Annotated in this window: 20 protein-coding genes; 8 read left to right on the top strand and 12 right to left on the bottom strand. The window is 63.8% G+C overall.

Annotated features, from left to right (window positions below; genetic code table 11):
* Positions 1-79: 79 nt before the first annotated feature.
* Positions 80-808 (top strand): CBS domain-containing protein, encoded by a 729-nt coding sequence (locus AAFG16_RS16525; RefSeq protein WP_342739827.1) that lies wholly within the window; start codon positions 80-82, stop codon positions 806-808.
* A 6-nt stretch (positions 809-814) separates the two neighbouring features.
* Here the strand turns inward: AAFG16_RS16525 and AAFG16_RS16520 are convergent, their stop codons facing one another.
* From AAFG16_RS16520 to AAFG16_RS16510, 3 genes are all read right to left on the bottom strand, one after another.
* Complete coding sequence (locus AAFG16_RS16520) at positions 815-1,279, bottom strand: RidA family protein (RefSeq protein ID WP_342739826.1); 465 nt, start codon at positions 1,277-1,279, stop codon at positions 815-817.
* Positions 1,280-1,294: 15 nt separating this feature from the next.
* Positions 1,295-2,986, bottom strand: a complete 1,692-nt coding sequence (locus tag AAFG16_RS16515; RefSeq protein ID WP_342739825.1) for a benzoate-CoA ligase family protein — start codon at positions 2,984-2,986, stop codon at positions 1,295-1,297.
* A 149-nt stretch (positions 2,987-3,135) separates the two neighbouring features.
* Positions 3,136-3,654 carry a MarR family transcriptional regulator gene (locus AAFG16_RS16510; protein ID WP_342739824.1) on the bottom strand — a complete coding sequence of 173 codons (519 nt, stop codon included), beginning with the start codon at positions 3,652-3,654 and terminating at the stop codon, positions 3,136-3,138.
* Between the two features lie 251 nt (positions 3,655-3,905).
* Here AAFG16_RS16510 and AAFG16_RS16505 point away from each other — a divergent pair, with 251 nt between their 5' ends.
* On the top strand, positions 3,906-5,081 hold the full coding sequence (locus AAFG16_RS16505; RefSeq protein ID WP_342739823.1) for an ABC transporter substrate-binding protein: 1,176 nt from the start codon (positions 3,906-3,908) through the stop codon (positions 5,079-5,081).
* A gap of 29 nt (positions 5,082-5,110) precedes the next feature.
* Positions 5,111-5,569 (top strand): cupin domain-containing protein, encoded by a 459-nt coding sequence (locus AAFG16_RS16500; RefSeq protein ID WP_092215923.1) that lies wholly within the window; start codon positions 5,111-5,113, stop codon positions 5,567-5,569.
* Positions 5,570-5,578: 9 nt separating this feature from the next.
* Here AAFG16_RS16500 and AAFG16_RS16495 read toward each other — a convergent pair whose 3' ends face one another.
* The 4 genes from AAFG16_RS16495 to AAFG16_RS16480 form a co-directional block, all read right to left on the bottom strand.
* A complete protein-coding gene (locus AAFG16_RS16495; RefSeq protein WP_342739822.1) occupies positions 5,579-6,829 on the bottom strand; it encodes a flavin-dependent oxidoreductase in 1,251 nt (416 codons plus the stop codon).
* A gap of 55 nt (positions 6,830-6,884) precedes the next feature.
* Positions 6,885-9,236 carry a bifunctional salicylyl-CoA 5-hydroxylase/oxidoreductase gene (locus tag AAFG16_RS16490; protein WP_342739821.1) on the bottom strand — a complete coding sequence of 784 codons (2,352 nt, stop codon included), beginning with the start codon at positions 9,234-9,236 and terminating at the stop codon, positions 6,885-6,887.
* A gap of 102 nt (positions 9,237-9,338) precedes the next feature.
* On the bottom strand, positions 9,339-10,175 hold the full coding sequence (locus AAFG16_RS16485) for an enoyl-CoA hydratase family protein (protein WP_342739820.1): 837 nt from the start codon (positions 10,173-10,175) through the stop codon (positions 9,339-9,341).
* Positions 10,176-10,213: 38 nt separating this feature from the next.
* Positions 10,214-10,975: an SDR family oxidoreductase gene (locus tag AAFG16_RS16480; protein WP_342739819.1), complete on the bottom strand. Its 762-nt coding sequence runs from the start codon at positions 10,973-10,975 to the stop codon at positions 10,214-10,216.
* 199 nt (positions 10,976-11,174) lie between these two features.
* Here AAFG16_RS16480 and AAFG16_RS16475 point away from each other — a divergent pair, with 199 nt between their 5' ends.
* From AAFG16_RS16475 to AAFG16_RS16455, 5 genes are read left to right on the top strand one after another with little or no spacing between them, the layout of a single operon-like run.
* On the top strand, positions 11,175-11,990 hold the full coding sequence (locus AAFG16_RS16475; protein WP_342739818.1) for an alpha/beta hydrolase: 816 nt from the start codon (positions 11,175-11,177) through the stop codon (positions 11,988-11,990).
* A gap of 11 nt (positions 11,991-12,001) precedes the next feature.
* Complete coding sequence (locus AAFG16_RS16470; protein WP_342739817.1) at positions 12,002-13,291, top strand: acyl-CoA dehydrogenase family protein; 1,290 nt, start codon at positions 12,002-12,004, stop codon at positions 13,289-13,291.
* Positions 13,292-13,293: 2 nt separating this feature from the next.
* Positions 13,294-14,820 carry a long-chain fatty acid--CoA ligase gene (locus AAFG16_RS16465; protein ID WP_342739816.1) on the top strand — a complete coding sequence of 509 codons (1,527 nt, stop codon included), beginning with the start codon at positions 13,294-13,296 and terminating at the stop codon, positions 14,818-14,820.
* The gene (locus AAFG16_RS16460) at positions 14,817-15,905 is read left to right on the top strand and encodes an NAD/NADP octopine/nopaline dehydrogenase family protein (protein ID WP_342739815.1); all 1,089 of its coding nucleotides are present in this window, start codon (positions 14,817-14,819) and stop codon (positions 15,903-15,905) included. The genes AAFG16_RS16465 and AAFG16_RS16460 overlap by 4 nt, the downstream gene beginning before the upstream one ends.
* A gap of 3 nt (positions 15,906-15,908) precedes the next feature.
* Entirely contained in the window at positions 15,909-16,901 is a 993-nt protein-coding gene (locus AAFG16_RS16455) for a 3-hydroxybutyryl-CoA dehydrogenase (protein ID WP_342739814.1), read from the top strand.
* Here AAFG16_RS16455 and AAFG16_RS16450 read toward each other — a convergent pair.
* The 5 genes from AAFG16_RS16450 to ilvD form a co-directional block, all read right to left on the bottom strand.
* Positions 16,898-17,944 (bottom strand): peptidase M29, encoded by a 1,047-nt coding sequence (locus tag AAFG16_RS16450; protein WP_342739813.1) that lies wholly within the window; start codon positions 17,942-17,944, stop codon positions 16,898-16,900. The genes AAFG16_RS16455 and AAFG16_RS16450 overlap by 4 nt on opposite strands.
* A gap of 35 nt (positions 17,945-17,979) precedes the next feature.
* The gene (locus tag AAFG16_RS16445; protein ID WP_342739812.1) at positions 17,980-18,747 is read right to left on the bottom strand and encodes an ABC transporter permease subunit; all 768 of its coding nucleotides are present in this window, start codon (positions 18,745-18,747) and stop codon (positions 17,980-17,982) included.
* Positions 18,744-19,529, bottom strand: coding sequence for an ABC transporter permease (locus AAFG16_RS16440; RefSeq protein ID WP_342739811.1), 786 nt, complete (start codon positions 19,527-19,529; stop codon positions 18,744-18,746). Before AAFG16_RS16440 ends, AAFG16_RS16445 begins: the two co-directional genes overlap by 4 nt.
* Positions 19,526-20,371 carry an ABC transporter ATP-binding protein gene (locus AAFG16_RS16435; protein ID WP_342739810.1) on the bottom strand — a complete coding sequence of 282 codons (846 nt, stop codon included), beginning with the start codon at positions 20,369-20,371 and terminating at the stop codon, positions 19,526-19,528. The genes AAFG16_RS16440 and AAFG16_RS16435 overlap by 4 nt, the downstream gene beginning before the upstream one ends.
* Before the next feature lie 125 nt (positions 20,372-20,496).
* The gene (ilvD, locus tag AAFG16_RS16430; RefSeq protein ID WP_342739808.1) at positions 20,497-22,191 is read right to left on the bottom strand and encodes a dihydroxy-acid dehydratase; all 1,695 of its coding nucleotides are present in this window, start codon (positions 22,189-22,191) and stop codon (positions 20,497-20,499) included.
* Between the last annotated feature and the right edge of the window lie 48 nt (positions 22,192-22,239).

Raw genomic sequence — 22,239 nt, 5'->3', positions numbered from 1 at the left:
GATTGACCTGGGTCAAGCCTCATCGCGACGCCGGAGCTAGGTTCTCCTTCGACATCCAACGAACCTGCGGAGCTCTCCCATGCGCGCCCACCAGATCATGACCCGGTCGGTCATCTCGGTTACCCCCGACACCAGCATCGTCGAGGCCGCGAACATCATGCTGACGCGGCATGTCAGCGGCCTCACGGTGGTCGACGAAGCCGGCAAGCTGGTCGGCGTCGTCTCGGAAGGGGATTTCATTCGCCGCAGCGAAATCGGCACCGGACGCAAGCGCGGCCGCTGGCTGCGGTTCATCCTCGGGCCGGGCCAGTCCGCAAGCGACTTTGTCCACGAGCATGGCCGCAGGGTCGCGGAGGTGATGACCGCTTCGCCCGTCACCATCACCGAGGATACCGCGCTCGCGGAGATCGTCGATCTCATGGAACGGAGCAATGTGAAGCGCCTGCCGGTGGTGCGCGGCGACAAGGTCGTCGGGATCGTCACGCGCGCCAATCTGCTTCAGGCGGTGGCCGGTCTCGCCCGCGAGGTGCCGGATCCGACCGCGGACGACGATCACATTCGCGTCCGCATCATCGATACCATGGAGAAGAACGACTGGTGCCCGTTCGGGCTGAACGTCATCGTTCGCGACGGCATCGTACATCTCAGCGGCGTCATCACCGAGGAACGGGCGCGGCAGGCCGCGGTGGTTGCCGCCGAGAATGTCGAGGGCGTGAAGAAGGTGCACGACCATCTGTGCTGGGTCGACACGATGTCGGGCGTCTACCTGAACTCGCCGGAGGACGACGACCTCGCCAAAGCGAGCTGAACAGATTCAGCGGGGAATGACGGCGGTGGCCTCGATCTCGACGCGCGCCGCCTTCTCGACCAGCCGGACGACCTGAACCAGCGCCATCGCCGGATAGTGTGCACCGAATACGGCACGGTAGATCTTGCCGAGCTCCTTCAAGTTCGTCAGGTACTCGTCCATGTCGACGACGTACCAGGTCAGGCGCACCAGATGCTCGGGCCGCGCGCCGCCTTCCGCCAGGATCGCGGCAATGTTGCTCAGGGTGTGGGCGACCTGCGCGACGAAGCCGTCGGCGAGACGCTCCTCAGCATCCCAGCCGATCACGCCGCCGGTCACGACGATGCGCCCCTCGGCGGCCATGCCGTTGGCGTAGCCCTTCGGCATCGGCCAGCCCGAGGGCTGGAGCACCTGCGCGCCTTGACGGGTGTCGTTTTCGGCCGCGGTCGGCAGCACCGCGAGCTGTGGGCCTTTCGGCGTCGTCACGGACAATTCTTGATCCTCATCTCATTCTGCGGCGACGCCCGAGGACGTCGCTGCGGCCTGCGCCAATTGCCTGAGGGCAAAGCGCTTCAATTTGCCGGTCTCGGTCTTCGGCAGCTGCGTCAGGAACTCGATCGCGCGCGGATATTTGTACGGTGCAATCTCGCGCTTCACGTGCTCCTGCAACTCGGTTGCGAGCTGAGCGTCCGGCGTCACGCCGGGGGCGGCAACGACATAGGCCTTCACGATCATGCCGCGCGCCTCGTCCGGCGCACCGACGACGCCGCACTCGACGACCGCAGGATGCGTCAGCAGCGCTGCCTCCACATCCGTACCCGCGATGTTGTACCCTGCCGACACGATCATGTCGTCTGAGCGCGACTGGTACCAGAAATAGCCGTCGCTATCCATCAGATAGGTGTCGCCGGTGATATTCCAGCCGTTCCGGACATATTTGCGCTGCCGCTCGTCGGCCAGATACCGGCAGCCGGTCGGCCCGCGCACCGCAAGATTCCCCATCGTGCCCGGCGGCACGTCATTTCCATCATCGTCGACGATCTTGGCTTCATAGCCGGGAACGGGCTTGCCGGTCGCACCGGGGCGGATCTCGTCCTCGGTCGCGCTGACGAAGATGTGCAGCATCTCGGTCGAGCCGATGCCGTCCATCAGCTTGATGCCGGTGGCCTTGAGCCAGGCCTCGAATGTCGGCTTCGGCAACGTCTCGCCGGCGGAGACGCATTTGCGCAGCGAGGAGATGTCGCGGCCAGCGAGCTTGCCGATCATGGCGCGATATGCGGTCGGCGCTGTGAAGCAGACGGTGGTCTTGTACCGCTCGATCGCCGACAGCATGTCGTCGGGCGTCGTCTTCTCCAGCACCACGAAGGAGGCGCCGATATGCATCGGGAACAGCACGCCGCCGAAACCGAAAGTGAAGGCGAGCGGCGCCGAGCCGACGAAGCGATCCTTCTGCTCAGCGCGCAGGATATTGCGCGCATAGCCGTCGCAGACCGCCAACATGTCTCGGTGGAAATGCATGGTGCCCTTGGGATCGCCTGTCGTTCCCGACGTGAAAGCAATCAGGCAGATGTCATCGGCAGCCGTGTCGACGGCCCTAAACTCCGGACTCGCGTCAGCGATCAGCGCCTCGAGCGAATGAGCCGCGCCATTGCCCCAATAGACCACGTGCCTGAGACCGGGCGCAGCCAGCTTCGCCTTCTCCATCTCGTCGGAAAGCTTTCCGTCGCAGAGCGCGAGCGCAATCGCCGCTTTCTGGATCGGATAGGACAGCTCCTTGGCGCGCAGCAGCGGCATCGTCGCGACGCAAATGCCGCCGGCCTTGATCACTGCGAGATAGGTCGCGACCATCATGGGATTGTTGGCCGAGCGGAGCAGGACGCGCTCGCCGGTGACGAGACCGAACTTGCCGACCAGCACATTGGCGATGCGGTTCACCAGCGCTTGCAGCTCGCGATAGCTGTAGCTGACGGTGGGACTGATGACGCAAGGTGCGTCGCCATGCCCTTGCTCGACCCAGCGATCGAGAAAATAGCTGACGCAGTTCAGTCGCGGCGGATAGTTCAGCTCCGGCCGCGTGAAGATGAATTCGGGCCACAATTCCGGCGGCGGCAGATGCTGCCGCGCGAATGTATCGACATGGGCTGTCGCGGCATTGCCGTCATGCGAGCCCGAGACTTGAACCTTGGCGGCGTTGGCCATCGCACGCTCCTTTGCGCATGGAAAGCACCCGGCAGCACTATCTGGAAAAACATTTTAGGCTTAAAACAATTTGGCGCAATAGGGGATTTTGGGCACGGCGTGCTTTTTCCTGCGGCAAAAGGGATTGGAGGGCCGGCCCGAATGCGGGCTCAGGGCCGCCCGCGCGCGGCCGATTTTTGTGCGGACGCCTTGGTCTTCGCCAGGAGGCGCATCAGTTCGCGCACGTCTTTCGGCGTCAGGTCGGCGAAGAGATCGGCAATCCAGGTCTCGTGCTCGGCAGCCATCCTGCGGAACTCGGCTCGGCCGAGCTTCGTGAGGCGGATCACCTGGACGCGGCGGTCGGTATCCGAGGTGCGCCGGTCGAGATGGCCGGATTCCACGAGACGTTCGACGAGGCCGGTGACGTTGCCGTTGGACACCATCATGCGCTTGGAGACGTCGGACAGCGTCATGCCGTCGGGGGCCTTGTCGAGCTGTGCCATCAAATCGAACCGGGGCAGCGTGACGTCGAAGCGCTGCCGCAGGCGGCCGCGAACCTCGCCCTCGATCAGGGTCGTGCAGGTGAGCAGGCGCAGCCACAGCCGAAGCTCTTCGGCGTGATCTTCGGGCGTTTCGACGGCCTTGGTCTCGGAATCGAGCATCTCGGTGCAGTCACTCACGGCCGGCATTGGCGTCGGCGCGGATTGCCTAACGTTTTGAGCTTCAAATAAATCCGCGCCGGCCGCAAGTCCAAAGCTGCAACAATCGACCGCACGCGAGTTTCTTTAGGCTTCAAATAATTGGCGCGGCGCTTGCATGCACCTGGCGCGCGGGATGGCGACGCCGTGCACTTTGCTTGCCGCGGCAGCCATCATCGGCATAAGCTTGGACTGGAGTACGCGGCTTGCAGCGCAAGCCCTGATGTCACGGGGGACAGATCATGAAGACGCAAACGACCTTGGCTGCGGCCGCCTTGCTGCTCGGCACCGCGATGAGCCCTGCCCTCGCCCAGGAGAAGCTCAAGCTTGGCGTGATCGTGACCCTGTCGGGGCCCGCCGCCGCGCTCGGCCAGCAGGTGCGCGACGGCTTTGCGCTCGCCGTGAAGGACCTCGGCAGCAAGATGGGCGGCCGCGACGTCGAGGTCGTCGTGGTTGACGACGAACTCAAGCCGGATGCGGCGGTCACCAAGGTCAAGGGCCTGCTCGAACGCGACAAGGTCGACTTCGTGGTCGGCCCGATCTTCTCCAACATTCTTCAGGCAATCCACCGGCCTGTGACGGAATCCAAGGTGTTCCTGATCAGTCCCAATGCAGGTCCGTCGACGTTCGCCGGCAAGGACTGCAACCCGTTCTTCTATGTGACCTCGTATCAGAACGACCAGGTGCACGAGATCCTCGGCAAGGTGGCGCAGGACCGCGGCTACAAGCGGATGTACCTGATGGTGCCGAACTATCAGGCCGGCAAGGATTCGGTCGCGGGCTTCAAGCTCGACTACAAGGGCGAGATCGTCGAAGAATCCTACATGCCGCTCAACACGCTGGACTTCCAGCCGGAGCTGTCCAAGATCTCGTCGCAAAAGCCCGATGCGCTGTTCACGTTCATGCCGGGCGGCCTCGGCGTCAATCTCGTCAAGCAATACCGACAGGCGGGCCTTGCCGACAGCATTCCGGTGCTCTCGGCCTTCACGGTGGATGAATCGACGCTGCCGGCGCAGCAGGACGCAGCGGTCGGCATGTTCGGCGGCGCGAACTGGGCGCCCAATCTCGACAATCCCCAGAACAAGAAGTTCGTCGCGGCCTATGAAGCCGCCTATAAAAGCGTGCCCGGCACCTACGCCTTCCAGGCCTATGACGCGGCGATGCTGATCGACAGCGCGGTCAAGGGCGTAAAGGGCGACCTCTCGAACAAGGACGCTGTTGCAGCTGCGCTGAAGAAAGCCGATTTCACCTCGCTGCGCGGCTCGTTCAAGTTCAACACCAACGGCTATCCGATCCAGGATTTCTACCTGACCAAGGTGGCCAAGCGTCCGGATGGAAAATTCCAGACCGAGATCGTCCAGAAGGTTTTCGAGAACTACGGCGACCGCTATGCCAAGGATTGCAAGGCGGCGAACTAAGCCGAGCGTCGCGTCAAGGGAGGACTTCAATGAGCAGCGAAATCACCGGCATCACGCGGGCCAACGAGGGGATCCAGGGCATCTCCTGGAACATCCTCGGCCAGACCTACGTGCCGAAAAGCAAGACCGAGCACAGCTTCTCCTGGCACGCGACCTTGCCGCCGGGCACGTTCGTGCCGCCGCACATTCATCCTGATCAGGATGAGTATCTCTACATGCTGGAGGGCAAGCTCGACTTCATGCTCGGCAATTCGGAGGCGCAGGCGACCGCGGGCGACCTGATCCGCCTCGGCATGGGCGTGCCGCACGGCATTTTCAACAAGTCGGAGCAGACTGCGAAGGTGCTGTTCTGGGTCTCGCCGACCAAGAAACTGTTCGACCTGTTCTGGGGCCTGCACAACATGAAGGAGCAGAAGCCGGAGGACGTCGTGGCGATGGCCGCCGAGTTCAACATCCACTTCCTGCCGCCGCCTCCCGGCGCCGGCTAGCGGCCTGCCCTAGGCGCGGACCGCCGCCAAGCCCGGCACGGCGGCAAAGCCTGCCTTGGTGGCGTAGCCGCGCACGATGGCCTCGCGCTGAGAATAGCTCAGCACGTTGTCGACATTGTCGAAGCCGTCCGGCGCGAGCTGCTCGACGGCATCGATGACACCCTCAGGGCCGCCCCGCCGGTTGGACCGGACGATGTCAGCGGTCATCGGCAGGCGCTTCCTTTCATACTCGATCAGCGCCTGGCGCGGATGCTCGGCGCGCACCAGCGCGTCGGCCAGGCAGCGCGCGTCGAGAATCGCCTGCGAGGCGCCATTCGAGCCGACCGGATACATCGGATGCGCGGCGTCACCGAGCAGCGTGACGCGACCGAACGACCAGTAAGGCAAGGGATCACGGTCGCAGGTCGGATATTCGTAGAATTCGGGCGTCGCCGAGATGAGGCTCTTCACGTCGATATAGGGCACCGAGAAGCGCGCCACGTGCGGCATCAGTTCCTCGCGCCGGCCCGGGCGCGACCAGTCTTCTTTCCGCGGCGGTGGGGCATTGCCCTCGCCGACCTTGACCAGCACGGCCCAATTGGTGAGGCGGCTCGCCGGGCTCGATCCCTCCGCGATCGGATAGATCACCACCTTGGCGTGGAGCCCGCCGGCCACGATCATCGACTTGCCGGTGAGGAACAGCGGCCAGTCGCGCGCGCCACGCCACAGCATCAGGCCGTTCCAGCACGGTGGTCCCTCGTTCGGAAACAGCGTGTCGCGGACGCGAGAATGGATGCCGTCGGCGCCGATCAGGATATCGCCGCGCGCGGTGTGGATGTGCGCACCGGCACGATCGAAGAAATAGGCGGTGACACCGCCCTCGTCCTGCGTGAAGGCGCCGAGGCGACAGCCGGTGTGGATTGCGTCCGCGCCGAGCCGCTCCTCGACCGCGCGATGGATGACGCCCTGGAGGCGGCCGCGGTGGATCGAGAATTGCGGCACGTCATGACCGGCATCGATGCCGCGCGCTTCGCGCCAGACTTCCTGGCCGTGGCGATTGAGATAATAGAGCTGGTCGGTGCGGATCGCGACGTCGTCGAGCTTCTGCAACAGCCCGAGGCCGGCGAGCTCGCGCATCGCGTGCGGCAGCGTATTGATGCCAACGCCGAGCTCGCGGATGGTATCGGCCTGCTCGAATATCTCGCAGTCCAGACCACGCGAGCGCAGCATCAATGCCGTGGTGAGACCACCAATACCGCCACCGACGATAATCGCCTTCATCGCCCCTACTCCACTCGAAACACGCCAGGCAATGCGGTTAACGTCGCACGGGCGGTCACTCCGCCGCAAGCGGCTTTGTCGCCTCCGCCTTGAGCTCGGCCCGGGTCTTGGGCTTAGCCTTAATGCGCAGCTCCTCGAGATCCTGCCGGTCGCGCACGCTGTTGCGGAAAATCTGATCCTTTCCGGGAAGGTATTGCGGCGGGCAGAACGCATCGTTCGCCCCGTACCAGGCGGCCGCCCTCATGGTGAAGAAGGGGTCGACCAGATGCGGCCGGCCCAGCGCGACGAGATCCGCCCGGCCGGCAGCCAGAATGGTGTTGGCCTGGTCCGCGGTCGTGATGTTGCCGACGCACATGGTGGCGACGCGCGCCTCGTTGCGGACCTGATCGGAGAATGGCGTCTGGAACATGCGCCCGTAGACCGGCTGCGAATCGCGCACGGTCTGACCGGTCGAGACGTCGACGAGATCGACACCGGCCTCGGCGAAGGCGCGCGCAATTGCCACCGCATCGTCGCCAGTGACGCCGCCATCCGCCCAATCGGTCGCAGAGATGCGCACCGACATCGGCTTGTGCGACGGCCACACCGCGCGCAGCGCCTCGAACACCTCGAGCGGGAAGCGCAGGCGGTTTTCAAGTGAGCCGCCATATTCATCCGTCCTGGTGTTCGTCAAGGGGGAGATGAAGCTTGCCAGCAGATAGCCGTGGGCGCAGTGCAGCTCCAGCATGTCGAAGCCGCAGCGCTCACCGCGCTCGGCTGCCGCGACGAAAGCGTCCCTCACTGCGTTCATGCCGGCGCGATCGAGCTCGCGCGGCACCTGGCTGTCGGGGAAATAGGGCAGCGGCGATGCCGAGACCACGTCCCAGCCGCCCTGCTCCAGCGGCCGGTCCATGCCGTCCCACATCAATTTGGTCGCGCCCTTGCGGCCCGCGTGGCCGAGCTGCAGACAGATCTTTGCGGCCGAGTTGCCGTGGACGAAGTCCACGATGCGGCGCCACGCAGCTTCCTGCTCGTCGTTCCAAAGGCCGGCGCAGCCGGGTGTGATCCGGGCATCGCGGCTGACGCAGGCCATTTCCGTGAAAATCAGGCCGGCGCCACCGATCGCGCGCGAGCCGTAATGCACCAGGTGGAAATCGCCCGGGACGCCCTCCTTCGCCGAATACATGCACATTGGGGACATCACCGCGCGGTTGGCGATCTCCATCTCGCGCAGACGGAACGGCTGGAACAGCGGCACCAACGGCTTATCGGTGCTGACATCGAAGCCGTTGCTGCGCACTTGCCTGGCGAAGGACTTCTCGACTTCGGCGACGAAATCGGGCGCACGAAGCTTGAGATTGTCGTAGGTGATCGCCTTCGAGCGCGTCATCACGCCGAAGGCGAACTGCACGGGATCGAAGTCCCAGAAGCGATCGACGTGCTCGAACCAGACCAGCGAGACGTCGGCGGCATGCTGGGTTTTCTCGACCTCCTCGCGGCGGCCGTGCTCATAGACTTCCAGCGCCGCCTTGATGCTCGGCGCGTTCTGCATCGCCTCGGCGAGCGCGATCGCGTCTTCCATTGCGAGCTTGGTGCCGGAGCCGATCGAGAAATGCGCGCTCGCCTTGGCATCGCCAAGCAGCACCATGTTGTCCTTGACCCAGCGCTTGCTGCGGATCATCGGGAAATTGCGCCACATCGAGCGGTTCGTCAGCAGCTTGTGCCCATCGAGGAACCAGCCGAAGATGTCGGCCATCCGTGCGGCGGACTCTTGCTCGTTCAATCCGGTCAGCCCTGCCCGCTCAAACGTCTCCGGATCGGTCTCGAAGATCCAGGTCGAGTGACCGGCCTCGTACTGATAGGCATGGGCGATGAAGGGGCCCCACTCCGTCTCCTGGAAGATGAAGGTGAAAGCGTCAAGCGGCCTGGTCGACCCCATCCAGGCGAACTTGTTGGTGCGGAGATCGAGTTCGGGCTTGAAGTGATCGACATGCTTCTCGCGGAATCGGCTGTTGATGCCGTCGGCAAGCAGGATGAGATCTGCGTCGGCGAATCGGGACTCGTCGTCGATGTCCACCTCGAAATGCAGGCTGACGCCAAGCTCGCGCGCCCGCTCCTGCAGGATCAGAAGCAGCTTCTGCCGCGAGCACCCGCAAAAACCGTTGCCTCCGACCCGATGGACGGTGCCGCGAAAGTGCACGGCAATGTCGTCCCAATAGGCGAATTCCTGGGTGATACGGCGATAGCTCGGAAGGTCGTGCTTCTCGAAATTGTCCAGCGTGGCATCGGAAAACACCACGCCGAAGCCGAACGTGTCGTCGGCGCGGTTGCGCTCATACACGGTGACGTCGGCGCTCGGGCGCTGCTTCTTGAGCAGGATCGCTGCGTAGAGACCTGCAGGTCCGCCACCGATGATCGCGACTTTCATGGGAGCCTCGCCAATTCACCCGGCCATGAAAACTATTTTAAGCCTAAAATAATTTCACGCAAGTCCCTGTGGCTGGCTTGGCTCCGAATAATAGCAGCCGGCTCAGTCTCCCCTGAAGACCGGCTTGACCTTGTTGGCGAAGGCCTCGAAAGCGCGCTCGAAATCCGCCGTCGTCATGCACAGGGCCTGGGCAACGGCTTCCGCTTCGATCGCCTCCTCCACCGACATCGCCCATTCCATCGCCAGCATCCGCTTGGTCATGGTGTTGGCGAAGGTCGGACCCTCCGCGACCTGCTTGGCCAGGATTTGCGCCTGGGGGAGGACTTGCTCCGGTGTGACGATGCGGCTGAAGAAGCCCCAGCGCTCGCCTTCCTCCGCGGTCATGAAGCGGCCGGTGTAGAGCAGCTCGGAGGCGCGGGACTGGCCGATGATCCGCGGCAGGATGGCACAGGCGCCCATATCGCAGCCAGCAAGACCGACCTTGTTGAACAGGAACGCGACCTTGGCCCCGCTGGCTGCCAGCCGCATGTCCGAGGCCATCGCGATGATCGCGCCGGCCCCGGCACAGATGCCCTCGACCGCGGCCACGATCGGTTGCGGGCAGGCCCGCATTGCCTTGACGAGATCGCCGGTCATCCGCGTGAAGGCAGTGAGCCCCTTGGTATCCATCTTCACGAGTGGTCCGATGATCTCGAACACATCCCCGCCGGACGAGAAATTGCCGCCCGCGCCGATAACGACGATGGATTTGACCGCGTCATCGAACGCGCAAGCGCGGAAGAAGTCCGTCAGTTCCCGGTAGCTCTCGAAGGTCAGCGGATTCTTCCGCTCGGGCCGATTGAGCGTCACGGTGGCAACACCGTCGACCACGGCCAGCAGGAAATGCTGCGGCGAGTAGTCCGCAAGTGGCACGGTCACGGGATTGGCTGGTCTGCTCATGTGGTCTCCTTGCTTTCCTCGTTCCGCGCTTTCGTGCGCTAGATCTCACCGCCGGCCACGGCAATTGCCTGACCGGTAATCGCTCCGGCCCCCTCGCTGCACAACCAAAGCACGGCATTCGCCACTTCCTGCGGCGCGATCAAGCGCCCCTGCGGATTGTGCTTGGCGAGTTCGGCGATCGCCTGCTCGCGGCTTCGCCCCGTCTTCTTCATGATGTTCTCGATGCTGCCGGCGACGAGATCAGTATCGGTGAAACCGGGACAGACCGCGTTCACCGTCACGTTGCTGCCGGCCATTTCCAGGGCTAGCGAACGCACCAGACCGACCACAGCGTGCTTCGCGGCCGTATACGCGCTGACATAGGCATAACCTTTCAGCCCAGCCGTCGATGCAATCGCGATGATCCGGCCATACGGGCGATCCTTCATCCCCGGCAGCACTGCCTGGACGGCATGGACAACGCCCATGAAATTGACATCCATCATGCGCGCGAACAGCGCGCTGTCCGATTTCGCGAACGGCGCGGATTCGGCGCTACCCGCGTTGGCGATCAGGATGTCGATCGGCTTTCGCGCATGCGCTTCGGCTATGGCAGCTTTCAATGATGCTTCGTTCGAAACGTCAGCAACGGCCGCGAAATGCGCAGCACCCACGTTGATCGCTTCTTCGAGCGTAGCGGCATTCCGGCCCAGCACCGTCACGGTGGCGCCGGCCCCGACGAGTGAGGCTGCGATCGCACGGCCGATGCCGCGGCCGCCGCCGGTCACCAGCGCGTGCGGCGAGTGTGGCAATCCGGACATGCACTGGCTCCCTGAAATCTGCTGATCGTTTCCTCGGATATATTTTAACCTTCAAATTTTTGCAATGAAATCGCCGATCAGCATCGCCTGAACGCCTGCATACGAAAGAGCGGCCCGAAAATTGCTTTAAGTATAAAATTATCGCTTCCCATCGCCCACAAGCCTGTTAGCATCGCCGGGCCAAGCAAAAGGATGTCGCGTGTCGCAGCCGGCGCCAATCATAACAAGGGATGGACGCTTCGCCTATGAAGCCGCGGGCGATCCGGGCGCGATCCCTCTGATTTTCCTGCATGGCATCGGTGGCGCGGCACGGGCCTGGCGGCAGCAGCTTGCCACATTCGGCAACCGCTTCCGCGCGATCGCGTGGGACATGCCGGGCTATGGCGGGTCGGCGCCGCTCGCCAGCGTCAGCATCGCTGCCCTGGCCGATGCGCTCCAGCAATTCATCGAACAGATCGGCGCAAACAGGCCCATTCTGGTTGGCCACTCGATCGGCGGCATGATCGTTCAGAAATGGCTGGTGCAATCGCCGAAACTGGCCCGCGCGGTCGTCTTGGCACAGACCAGCCCGGCCTTCGGCAAGGCCGATGGCGACTGGCAGAAATCGTTCATTGCGGCGCGGCTCGGACCGCTCGATCGCGGCGAGACGATGAAATCGCTGGCGCCTTCACTGGTGAAAGAGCTGATCGGCGACGACCCCGATCCCCGGGGCATGGAACTTGCGCGTGAGTGCATGGCAAGCGTGCCCGAGGCCAGCTATCGCGCCATGATGCTGGCCCTGATTGGCTTTGATCAGCGCAGCACCCTCAAGGACATTTCCGTGCCGACACTGCTGCTGTCCGGCTCCAGGGACAACAATGCGCCCGCACCGATGATGGCGAAGACGGCGACCTACATTGCTTCTGCCGAATACATCGAGCTCGCCGGCGTCGGCCATCTTGCCAACCTTGAACAGCCTGACGCCTTTAACGAGGCCCTTAGCCGGTTCCTGAACTCCGTCGCGACCAAAGCGTAAGGTGATGCGCAATGACCATGCAAGTCAGCAAGACGATCGGCACGACTGACAAGGTCGCGCTGGATGCGCCGATCTTCGATCCCGTCGCCTTTCGCCTGAGCGACGAGCAGGCCGGCATCATCACGCGCGCACGGGAGATCGGCCAGAGCGTGTTCGCCGGCCGCGCCGCGACCTATGATCGCGATGCGATCTTTCCGACCGAAAACTATCGCGACCTGCACCGCGTCGGACTGCTCGGCATTGCCGTCCCCAAGAAGCACGGCGGGCTCGGTGCAAACTACCAGACCTATGCCCTGGCAGCCGCCGAGATCGGCCGCTTTTGCGGCGCGACGGCCCTCACCTGGAACATGCACGTCTGCTCGACCCTGTGGTCGGGCCCGCTCGCTGACGATCTCGACATGGACGCAGAGACCCGCGCCGAACACGAACGCCGTCGCGCAGTTCACTACAAGCGCATCGTCGAGGATGGCGCGATCTATTCGCAACCGTTCTCCGAAGGCGGCGCAGCAGCCGCAGGCGGCGTCGCCTTCGGCACGGAAGCAAGGCCCGTCGAAGGCGGCTGGATCGTCAACGGCAAGAAGATCTTTGCATCGCTCTCCGGCCACGCCGATTATTACGGCGTGCTCTGCACCGAAATCGAGGAAGGCGAGAAGGCTTCGCGCCGCAATACCCTCTACCTCGCAATCTCGGCAAACTCGGAAGGCGTCTCCGTCGTCGGCGACTGGGATCCGCTCGGCATGCGCGGCACGGTCTCGCGAACGCTGCTGTTCAAGGATGTCTTCGTTCCGGAAGATTCCGCGCTGATGCCGCGCGGCGTCTATTTCCAGGCGGCGATGCGCTGGCCACACATGTTCCTGACGCTGTCGCCGACCTATATGGGCCTTGCGCAAGCCGCTTACGATTTCACGGTGCGCTATCTGCGTGGCGAGGTGCCGGGCATGCCGCCGGTCAAGCGGCGGATGTACCCAACCAAGCAGATCGCGGTCGCGCAGATGCAGATCAAGCTCGAGCGGATCAAGGCGATCTGGTTCCAGGCGGTCACTGAAGCGCGCGCCAATCCGAGCAAGGAGCAGGTGCTCCGCGCCTATGCCGCGCAATATTCGGTGATGGAGGGCGCCAATGAGCTCGCGGCGCTCGCGATCCGCACTTGCGGCGGACAGGCGATGCTCCGCTCGCTGCCGCTCGAGCGCATCTATCGCGACAGCCGTTGCGGCTCGCTGATGCTGCCCTGGACCGCCGAACTTTGCCTCGACCGCATCGGCCGCGAGGCGCTGTACGAGAGCGGTGAGACGGACGACTGACGGTGGACCTCTGCAGTCTGATCGATCGCAACGCGGCGTTTTCGCCGGACAAGACAGCCATCGCCTTCGAGGGGCAGCGGCTGAGTTACGCGGCATTCGCCGCGCGCATCGAACAGACGGCTACGGCGCTGAAGCAGGAGCTCGGAGTCGGGCGCGGCGACCGCGTCGCGATCCTGAGCCTGAACCGGCCTGACTATCTGGTTCTGCTCTACGCGTGCGCGCGGCTCGGTGCGATGCTGGTGCCGCTGAACTGGCGGCTGGCGGCCGCCGAGCAGCTCTTCATCCTCACCGATGCAGGCGCCAAGGTGCTGGTGCTGGAGCAGGCGTTTGCGGGTATTCTTCCCGAACTCGCGTCGGGGACTGCCGTCGTCGGCCTCGATTTCGCGCCACCGCGCGGCACGACGTTTGGGAGCTTGCTGACTCGTAGCGAGGGCAATGGCCGCAATCCGCACACCGATCTCTCCTGCCCGCTCCTGATCGTCTACACATCAGGAACGACCGGGCGACCAAAGGGCGCAGTGCTGCGCCAGGAGGCGCTGTTCTGGAACGGCGTCATGAGCCAGCACATGCACAACATGACGTCCGACGATCATGTGCTGACCGTGTTGCCGTTCTTCCATGTCGGCGGCCTCAACATCCAGACCACCGCAGCGCTCCAGCTGGGCGCGACCGTCACGATCCATGCCCGCTTCGCACCAGATACGGCGCTCACTGCGATCGAACGCGAGCGGCCGACGCTGACCGTGATGGTGCCGGCGATCATCCAAGCCGTGAGCGAGCATCCCTCATGGGCGGCGACCGATCTCTCATCACTCAAGGCGGTCGCGACCGGCTCGACCATCGTACCGCCGCACCTGATCGACCGTTTCGTCGCGCGTGGTGTGCCGGTGCTCCAGGTCTACGGTTCGACGGAGACCTGCCCCATCGCCATCTACACACGCCACGGCGGCGATCTCTCGCGGGCGGGATCGACCGGACTTGCGGGCCTGTGCTGCGAGGCGAAGGTGATCGACCAAGCGGGCCACGAAGTGCGCGCAGGTACCCCGGGCGAAATTGCGGTGCGCGGGCCCAACGTGTTCTTCGAATATTGGGGCAATGCGGACGCTACGCGCGACGCTCTGAACGACGGCTGGTATCGCACCGGCGATATCGGCTTGTGCGACGCGGACGGCTATTTCTGGGTGCGCGACCGCAAGAAGAACATGATCATATCCGGCGGGGAGAACGTCTATCCGGCCGAGGTCGAACGCGTCCTGCTCGAGCACCCCGATGTCAGCGAATGCGCCGTGATCGGCCGGCCCGATCCGCGCTGGGACGAGGTGCCCGTCGCCTTTGTGATCCCGCGATCCGGCTGCCGGCTCGACGCGGAGGAATTGCGAGCGCACCTTCACGCGCAGCTCGCGCGCTACAAGGTTCCGCGCGATATCGTCTTCGTTACCGATTTGCCGCGCACGGCGCTGGGCAAGGTCCAGCATTTCCTCCTGAGGCAGCTTGATACGCAGTCGCGCGCACAAGGAGAAGCATCTTGAAGATTGCAGTCCTAGGTGGGGGAAACGGCTCTTTCGCGGCCGCAGGCGATTTTGCGCTGTCCGGGCATGAGGTCCGGCTCTGGCGTCGCGATGCCGATCAGGTCGCAGCACATCGCGCCGCCGGCTCGCGCATTCTGGTGAAGGATCATAACGGCCGCCACGACGTCAAGCTTGCGCTGGTGACGACCGATATCGGCGAAGCCGTCAGCGGGGTCGAGCTGATCCTCTGCCCTGCCCCCGCCTTCGCGCAACCGGACATCGCCCGCCTGCTCGCCCCGCATTTGCGGGATGGCCAAGTCGTGTTTCTGCCGCCGGCGACCTTCGGCTCGATGATCTTCGCGCAGGCCGCGCGGTATGCTGGAAACCATGCCAAGGCGAGCTTTGCCGAGACCGGCACACTGCCCTGGCTGACGCGGAAACACGGACCGTTCGAGGTTGCGATCACCATCCGTGCGAAGCGGCTGCCGGTTGGCGTGTTTCCGCTCGACCAGGCACCGCACGCACTCGAAGTGATTGGACGCGCCTTCCCCGATGCGATCGAGCCATGCGGAGATGCTCTCTCCGGCGCACTGATGAACGCGGGTCCGATCATCCACCCGCCGCTGATCGTGATGAACGCAGGTCCGATCGAGCATTTCGAAAAGTGGGACATCCACAAGGAGGGCACGCAGGCCGCGATCCGACGGGTGACCGACGCGCTCGACGGCGAGCGGATCGCCGTACGCGAGGCGCTCGGATATGGCGCGCCGCATTTTCCGCTGGCGCATCACTATGCGAAGGAGGGGGAGATCTGGATGTATGGCCGCGGCTCGCACGACCGTCTGACCGACTCCGGCGACTGGCGCGAGCGCCTCGTGCTGACCGAGCATCGCTATATGCGCGAGGATCTACGGCTTGGATTATCGCTGCTGGTCTCTGTCGCCGCCCTGGCGGGTGTGCCCACGCCACTGGCCAAGGCTTTCCTCGCTATCGGTGGCGCCATCTGCGGGGAGGACTTTGCACAGAGCGGGCGCACGCTCGAGACGCTGGGGCTTGGAAAGCTCGGCAAGGCCGAACTACAGACACTTCTGCGCACGGGATTCTAACCGATGACCAGCCGCGTCAACATTACCTGTCTCGGGGCCGGCCGCATGGGACGCGGCATCGCCGTCGCGTTCGCCTACGCGGGGCACACGGTCACGATGATCGACGTCAAGGCCCGTTCCGCGGAGGATTTTGCCAAGCTGGAGGCCGACGCACTCGGCGAGGTCAGGAAGACCTTTGCCAGCCTCTCAAAGCTGGGGCTGTTGACCGAGACGGATGTCGATCCGCTCATCGCGCGGGTGTCGGTGATGCCGGCGAGCCAGAGCGGCGCAGCACTGGCCCAAGCCGGCATAGTCTTCGAGGGTGTTCCTGAAGTCGTCGAGCTCAAACGCGAGGTGCTGGGGGCGGCTTCAAAAGAGGTTGGCCCGGATACGATCATCGCGTCGACGACGTCGACCATCCTGGTTGACGATCTCTCCGGTGCGATCGTGCATCCCCGCCGCTTCCTCAACGTGCACTGGCTCAATCCGGCCTATCTGATCCCGCTGGTCGAGGTTTCACCCGGCAAGGCCACAGACCCTTCCATCATCGACGAAGTCAAGGCTCTGCTTGAAGACATTGGGAAGGTACCGGTGGTTTGCGCGGCGACGCCCGGCTTCATCGTTCCGCGTATCCAGGCGCTGGCGATGAATGAAGCTGCGCGCATGGTCGAGGAAGGTGTCGCCAGCGCCGAGGAGATCGACAAGGCGATCCGCTACGGTTTTGGTTTCCGCTATGCCGTACTCGGACTGCTCGAATTCATCGACTGGGGCGGCGGCGACATTCTGTATTATGCCAGCCGCTATCTCGAAGGCGCGCTCGGCAGCGAGCGCTATCGCGCGCCGGAGGTGATCTCACGCAACATGCATGAGGGGCGGATCGGCCTGCGCACGGGCGCGGGTTTCCTCGATTATTCAGGCATGGACGTCGACGCTTACCGCGCCAAACGGCTCCAGGCCATGGTCGACCTGCTCCGGCACTTCGACCTGGCTCGCCCGCCCGTGCTCGATCGCAACTAGCCGAAGACGTCCTGAAGAAGGCCTTCACGAACGACTGCGACACCATCGAGCTCGATCGTAGTTCCCATCATCGGTAAATCAAAGTGGCCTGCCGTATAGCGGCCGGCAAATTCATTCGCCCCGGTCGAGAACAGGAAATTGCCGGAGACGGCGCGGATCTCGGTGCCGTTGGTGTCGCGCTGATCGTACATCGATAGCGCTTCGTAGCGCGCGCCGGGGTTCATGCCGAAGCCGACATGCGAGACCGCATAGGCTTCGCGATCGCCCCAGGCGGCGAGATAGGCGCGCATCATCGCAGCATCCGTGCCCTCGCCTTCCAGATCGACGACATAGTCGTCTTTCAAAGTCATCTTCACAGGCGAAGTCAGGTAGCGCTTGAAGGTGAGGTTGATGTCGCCGGGCGCCATCACCAGCGTGCCATTGATCGTCCCGCTCTTGGGGAAGCTGACGACGATGCCGCCGGGCCAATGCGCGAGCGTGCCTGGCTTGTCGGTCCAGCCCCAGACGCCGACTGTGGAGGCACCGACCATATCTACGTCGAGCGCTGTGCCGGCCTTCGAAGTCACCCTCATTCGCCTGGTTCCGCGTAGCATCTTGGCAGCCGCGCGCACACGCTTCTCGAGCGCAGGATCCGGCACCATGCGCTCAAGCGCCTCGGGATGTTCGTTCGAGATCACGAGGATTCGCGCGCCGGCCTTCAAGATCTCAGGCGTCTCCACGGCATGCATCAAGCCTTCGATGGTACAATCGACCACGAAGCCGGCCTGCTGAAGCGCCGTGATGACCGGGCCAAGCTTCTGGATCGCCTCGCTCGCTCCCGTCGAACGAACTGGAACGATATTCCGGTTGCGCGGCGTCGGCATCACCACATGAAATGGCCGCGCCCCCATGCGCAGCAGCGCAAGCTCCGTCAGATGCACGTTTAGCGCACGCGACTGGGTTTCCGAGAGGATCGCCGCGGTATCGCCGGGCTTGACGGCGCATCGTTCAAAAATCTCGCAAAACGCGTCGATCCATTTTGCTTCGATGCGGTCAGCCAGCATGATTCACTCCCGGTCTTTGGTTTCTTCTCGTCAGTTTACGCTTCGGGGAAGCCGCGCAGCAGATACGAGCGCACCGCCCCGAGCAGGCCATTCAGGATCAGGCCCAGCAGCGAGATCGTGATCAGCGGCACGAACATGTCGACGGCCTGGAAGGTCCGGGCCGCTGTCACCAGCGCATGGCCCAACCCGTCGGTCGACGTGATCATCTCAGCCAGAAACACCACGATGCAGGAAATGACAAGGCCGATCCGGCAGCCAGTCAGGATCGACGGCATCGCCGCCGGCAACACCACCTTGAACAGGACTTCGTAGCGCGGCGTTCCTGCCGCCATCGCCGACCAGATCAGCTTCTGCTCGACGGTCGACGCGCCATAATAGGTGGAGAGCAGGATAGGAAAAAGTGCGTCCGCAGCCACCAGCGTGATCTTCGAGCCGTGACCGAAGCCGAGCAGCAGCAGAAGTGCCGGATAGAGCGCAACCTTGGGCAACGGCGCCAATACGCGCACGATCGGCCGAACCACGGAATTGATCGCGGGACTGGCTGCCGCGGCGATGCCGATGCCGACGCCGAGCACGACCGCGATCGCAAAGCCGGCGAACAGCCGGATCAGGGTCGCCGCGATCTCCTGCTGAAATGTCCAGGTCACGAGCTGCTGGAGCAACCGGCTGAAGACGAAGCCTGGCGGCGGCAGCAAGACCGCAGGCGCAAAACCGAACGATACAAGGCCTTGCCACAGCGCGATCACCAGCACGATCGGCGCGAGCCCGAAAATGACGTTTGTGGGGAGAAGGCGCGACATCATGAGAAGCTCAGCGGCATGTCGAACTGAGGCTCGGACCAGCGCACCAGCCGCGCGCGGATCCGCTCGAAGATCGCATCGAGGCAGATGCCCATCGCTCCGACGATGATGATCATCGCAAAGACGGTGTCGTACTGTCCCATATCGAGCGCGTTGAACAGGATGTTGCCGGCGCCGGACTGGCGCGCGATCATCTCGCTGGTGATCATGGTGATCAGCGCCAGCACGAGCCCCGTACGGCACCCGGTCAGGATCTCCGGCAATGCCGCCGGCAGCACGATCCGCACCAGCCGTTGCACGGCCGAGAGCCCCATCGCCGCACCTGACCACAGCATCTTCTCTTCGACTGCCTTGGCCCCCTCGAAGCTGTGGTAGATCACAGGCAGGCTGACGCCAAGGAAGATCACCAGGGTCTTCGTGACGTCACCGACGCCGAGCCACAGCATGATGATCGGCATCAAGGCCGCTTTCGGCACCGGGTAGATCACCATCAGAAGCGGATTGAAGAAGGCCGCGACAGCCCGGCTGCGGCCCATCAACAGGCCGAGCGGAATCGAAACCAGCACGGCTATGCCGAACCCGATCGCCATGCGGCGGAGCGAGGCCAGAATGTTGATCAGCGACTCCTTGTCACCAAGGATGTCCGGGATCGCGCGGATCGCCTCGATCGCTGTCGGAAAGCTGTCGCTCTTCAGCGCGAGAGAGGCGACCTGCCAAACCGCCAGCAATACGATGCATGCGAGCACCGGGGCAGCGCGTCTGACCAAGGCGGCCGGCGTTATCATGAGGGCGCCCCGGCCTCGTCGCTCTCGTCGAACATGCGTTCGATGTCGACGACGTATTTCTGATAGCGCGGATCGAGCAAGAGCTCGTTACGCCGGCGCGGCCGCGGCAGATCGATGTCGATCACCTGCCTGATGCGGCCGGGCGATTTCGACATCATCACGACCTTGTCCGACAGGAAGACGGCTTCGTCGACCGAGTGCGTGACGAACAGCACCGTCTTGCGATCACGCTCCCAGATGTTCAGGAGATCGTTCTGCAGCCGCGTCCGGGTGTGCGCGTCCAGCGCGCCGAACGGCTCGTCCATCAGCAGGACCTCGGGATGATAAGCGAGCGTCCGAGCCAGCGCGACGCGCTGTTTCATGCCGCCTGACAGCTCCTTGGGGTAAAAATTCTCATAGCCCTTGAGGCCGACCATTTCGATCAAGGCTCGGCTCTGGGCTTCCGCCTCCCTGGCGTGCACACCTTGCTGGCGCGGGCCATACATCACGTTGCCGAGGACAGTCTTCCAGGGAAACAGTGCGAACTCCTGGAACACCGGCCCACGATCCGGCCCGGGCCCCGTAATCGCCTGTCCCTTGATCTTCGCAGCGCCGCTGGTTGGACTAACGAAGCCACCGACGATGTAAAGCAAGGTCGACTTGCCGCAACCGGACGGACCGAGGATGGAGACGAAGGCTCCTTCGTCGATCGTCAACGAGATATCCGATAGCGCCAGATGATCCCTACGCGCCGAGGTCTGAAAGACCTGCGAGACGCGGTCGATCTCGATGATCGCAGAAGCCGGCTTTTTTGATGTCGCCGGCCCCACCCATTCGCTCGATCTCGAAGCCACCCTCGTCATCCCGTCTCCCGCTTCACTCGTGCGCGAACGTTACGCGACGGATCTGCTGAATATCCTCCATCAGCGGCACGAGCTTAGCAAGAAACCTGCCAGATAGGCGGACGTTTTCGCAAGGCTGCGGCGCGTCATTCGAACCAGGGCCATTCTGCCGGGCCTTCATGCGTGACGGCTCCGCCCGGCGCCTGCCCGACCAGCCGCGCATATTTTGCAAGCGCCCCCGCACGGTGACGCGGCGGACGTTGCTTCCAATCCCGTCGACGTGAAGCGAGTTCCTGCTCGTCGACCAGCATGTCCATGCGCCGGTTTGCGGCATCGATCCGAATCCTGTCGCCGTCGCGAACGAGCGCCAGCGGACCACCGACAAATGCCTCAGGTGACACATAACCGATGCACATGCCGCGGGTCGCGCCGGAGAACCGGCCATCGGTAATCAGGGCCACTTTCTCGCCCATGCCCTGCCCGTAGATCAGCGCGGTGACGCCGAGCATCTCGCGCATGCCGGGGCCGCCGACCGGCCCTTCATTGCGGATCACGAGAACCTCGCCCGCCTTGTAGCTGCGGTCGCGAACCGCTTTGACACAGGCTTCCTCGTCTTCGAAGACGCGCGCGACGCCCTCGAAGAACTGGCTCTTCAAGCCGGCAACCTTGATGACCGCACCGTCGGGACAGAGATTGCCCTTCAGCACCGCCACGCCACCATCGGGCATGATCGGCGTGCGGGCCGCGTGAACGATCTCGCCGTCGGGCGCATTGGCCGCACCATATTCTTCAACGAGTGTGCGGCCTGTGATGGTGATACAGCTACCGTCGATATGCCCGCTCTGGATCAGTTCGCGGATCACCACGGCAGCGCCGCCGATGTCGTAGACGTCCTTTGCCGTGTACTTGCCGCCCGGCCGCAGATTCCCGATCAGCGGCGTTCGGGCAAAAACCTCGCCGACATCCTCGATCGTGAATGCAATGCCGGCCTCGTTCGCAATCGCCGGCAGATGCAGCGCGGCATTGGTCGAGCCGCCGGTCGCGGCGACGATCGCCGCGCCATTCGCAAGGGATTTCCGCGTCACGATGTCGCGCGGGAGCGGCCCGCCGCGTTCCAGCATCTCCATGATCAGCCGGCCGGCGCGCCGCGAGATCTGCGCACGCTCGGCATAGACACCCGGCACCATCGACACATTGGGAATGGTCAGGCCCATCGCCTCGGACACCATACCCATCGTGTTTGCAGTGAATTGGCCGGCGCACGCGCCGATGGTCGGCAAGCAGGCACGCTCGATCCGCTCGAGCGTCGTGCCGTCGATGTCACCGGTCATGAAGCTGCCGACGGCTTCATAGGAGTCGAGCACCGTCAGCGTCCGGCCATCCACGCGGCCCGGCAGCGAACCGCCGCCGTAGATGAAAATGGACGGCACGTTGCAACGAACCATGCCCATCATCACGCCGGGAAGCGTCTTGTCGCATCCGCCGTATCCGATCAGTGCGTCATAGGCGAGGCCGTGGACGACGGCCTCGATCGAGTCGGCGATCAGCTCGCGCGAAAACAGGGAGAACTTCATCCCTTCGTGATTCATGCTGATACCGTCAGACACCGAGACGGTCGAGAATTCGCGCGGCGTGCCGCCGGCCTCCTCAATTCCTGTCTTGGCCGCGGCCACCTGGAAATCATGAGTCATGTTGCAGGGCGTCTGCTCGCCCTTCATGCTGACGACGCCCACCATAGGCTTGGCAATCGCAGCATCGTCGAGCCCCATTGCGCGCATGAAGGCGCGGTGCGGGGCCCGATCGAGGCCGTCTGTCGTGACTCGTGATCGCAACTTTTTCATACGAACATCTTCTTCATGCAACGTCCCGGATCAGCCGGGACGCTGCGA

The organism is Bradyrhizobium sp. B117, from assembly GCF_038969555.1.
Classification (GTDB): Bacteria; Pseudomonadota; Alphaproteobacteria; order Rhizobiales; family Xanthobacteraceae; genus Bradyrhizobium.
Note: the sequence above shows the minus strand (reverse complement) of the source record. Positions and strands in the feature narration are given on the sequence as shown.

Excerpts from the sequence above, each read along its gene's own strand:
- AAFG16_RS16470 (WP_342739817.1), top strand. The coding sequence starts at position 12,002 with ATGACCATGCAAGTCAGCAAGACGATCGGCACGACTGACAAGGTCGCG.
- AAFG16_RS16435 (WP_342739810.1), bottom strand. The coding sequence starts at position 20,371 with ATGACGAGGGTGGCTTCGAGATCGAGCGAATGGGTGGGGCCGGCGACA.
- AAFG16_RS16505 (WP_342739823.1), top strand. The coding sequence starts at position 3,906 with ATGAAGACGCAAACGACCTTGGCTGCGGCCGCCTTGCTGCTCGGCACC.
- AAFG16_RS16515 (WP_342739825.1), bottom strand. The coding sequence starts at position 2,986 with ATGGCCAACGCCGCCAAGGTTCAAGTCTCGGGCTCGCATGACGGCAAT.
- AAFG16_RS16490 (WP_342739821.1), bottom strand. The coding sequence starts at position 9,236 with ATGAAAGTCGCGATCATCGGTGGCGGACCTGCAGGTCTCTACGCAGCG.
- AAFG16_RS16525 (WP_342739827.1), top strand. The coding sequence starts at position 80 with ATGCGCGCCCACCAGATCATGACCCGGTCGGTCATCTCGGTTACCCCC.
- AAFG16_RS16500 (WP_092215923.1), top strand. The coding sequence starts at position 5,111 with ATGAGCAGCGAAATCACCGGCATCACGCGGGCCAACGAGGGGATCCAG.
- ilvD (WP_342739808.1), bottom strand. The coding sequence starts at position 22,191 with ATGAAAAAGTTGCGATCACGAGTCACGACAGACGGCCTCGATCGGGCC.
- AAFG16_RS16495 (WP_342739822.1), bottom strand. The coding sequence starts at position 6,829 with ATGAAGGCGATTATCGTCGGTGGCGGTATTGGTGGTCTCACCACGGCA.
- AAFG16_RS16440 (WP_342739811.1), bottom strand. The coding sequence starts at position 19,529 with ATGATAACGCCGGCCGCCTTGGTCAGACGCGCTGCCCCGGTGCTCGCA.
- AAFG16_RS16485 (WP_342739820.1), bottom strand. The coding sequence starts at position 10,175 with ATGAGCAGACCAGCCAATCCCGTGACCGTGCCACTTGCGGACTACTCG.
- AAFG16_RS16510 (WP_342739824.1), bottom strand. The coding sequence starts at position 3,654 with ATGCCGGCCGTGAGTGACTGCACCGAGATGCTCGATTCCGAGACCAAG.
- AAFG16_RS16450 (WP_342739813.1), bottom strand. The coding sequence starts at position 17,944 with ATGCTGGCTGACCGCATCGAAGCAAAATGGATCGACGCGTTTTGCGAG.
- AAFG16_RS16445 (WP_342739812.1), bottom strand. The coding sequence starts at position 18,747 with ATGATGTCGCGCCTTCTCCCCACAAACGTCATTTTCGGGCTCGCGCCG.
- AAFG16_RS16480 (WP_342739819.1), bottom strand. The coding sequence starts at position 10,975 with ATGTCCGGATTGCCACACTCGCCGCACGCGCTGGTGACCGGCGGCGGC.
- AAFG16_RS16455 (WP_342739814.1), top strand. The coding sequence starts at position 15,909 with ATGACCAGCCGCGTCAACATTACCTGTCTCGGGGCCGGCCGCATGGGA.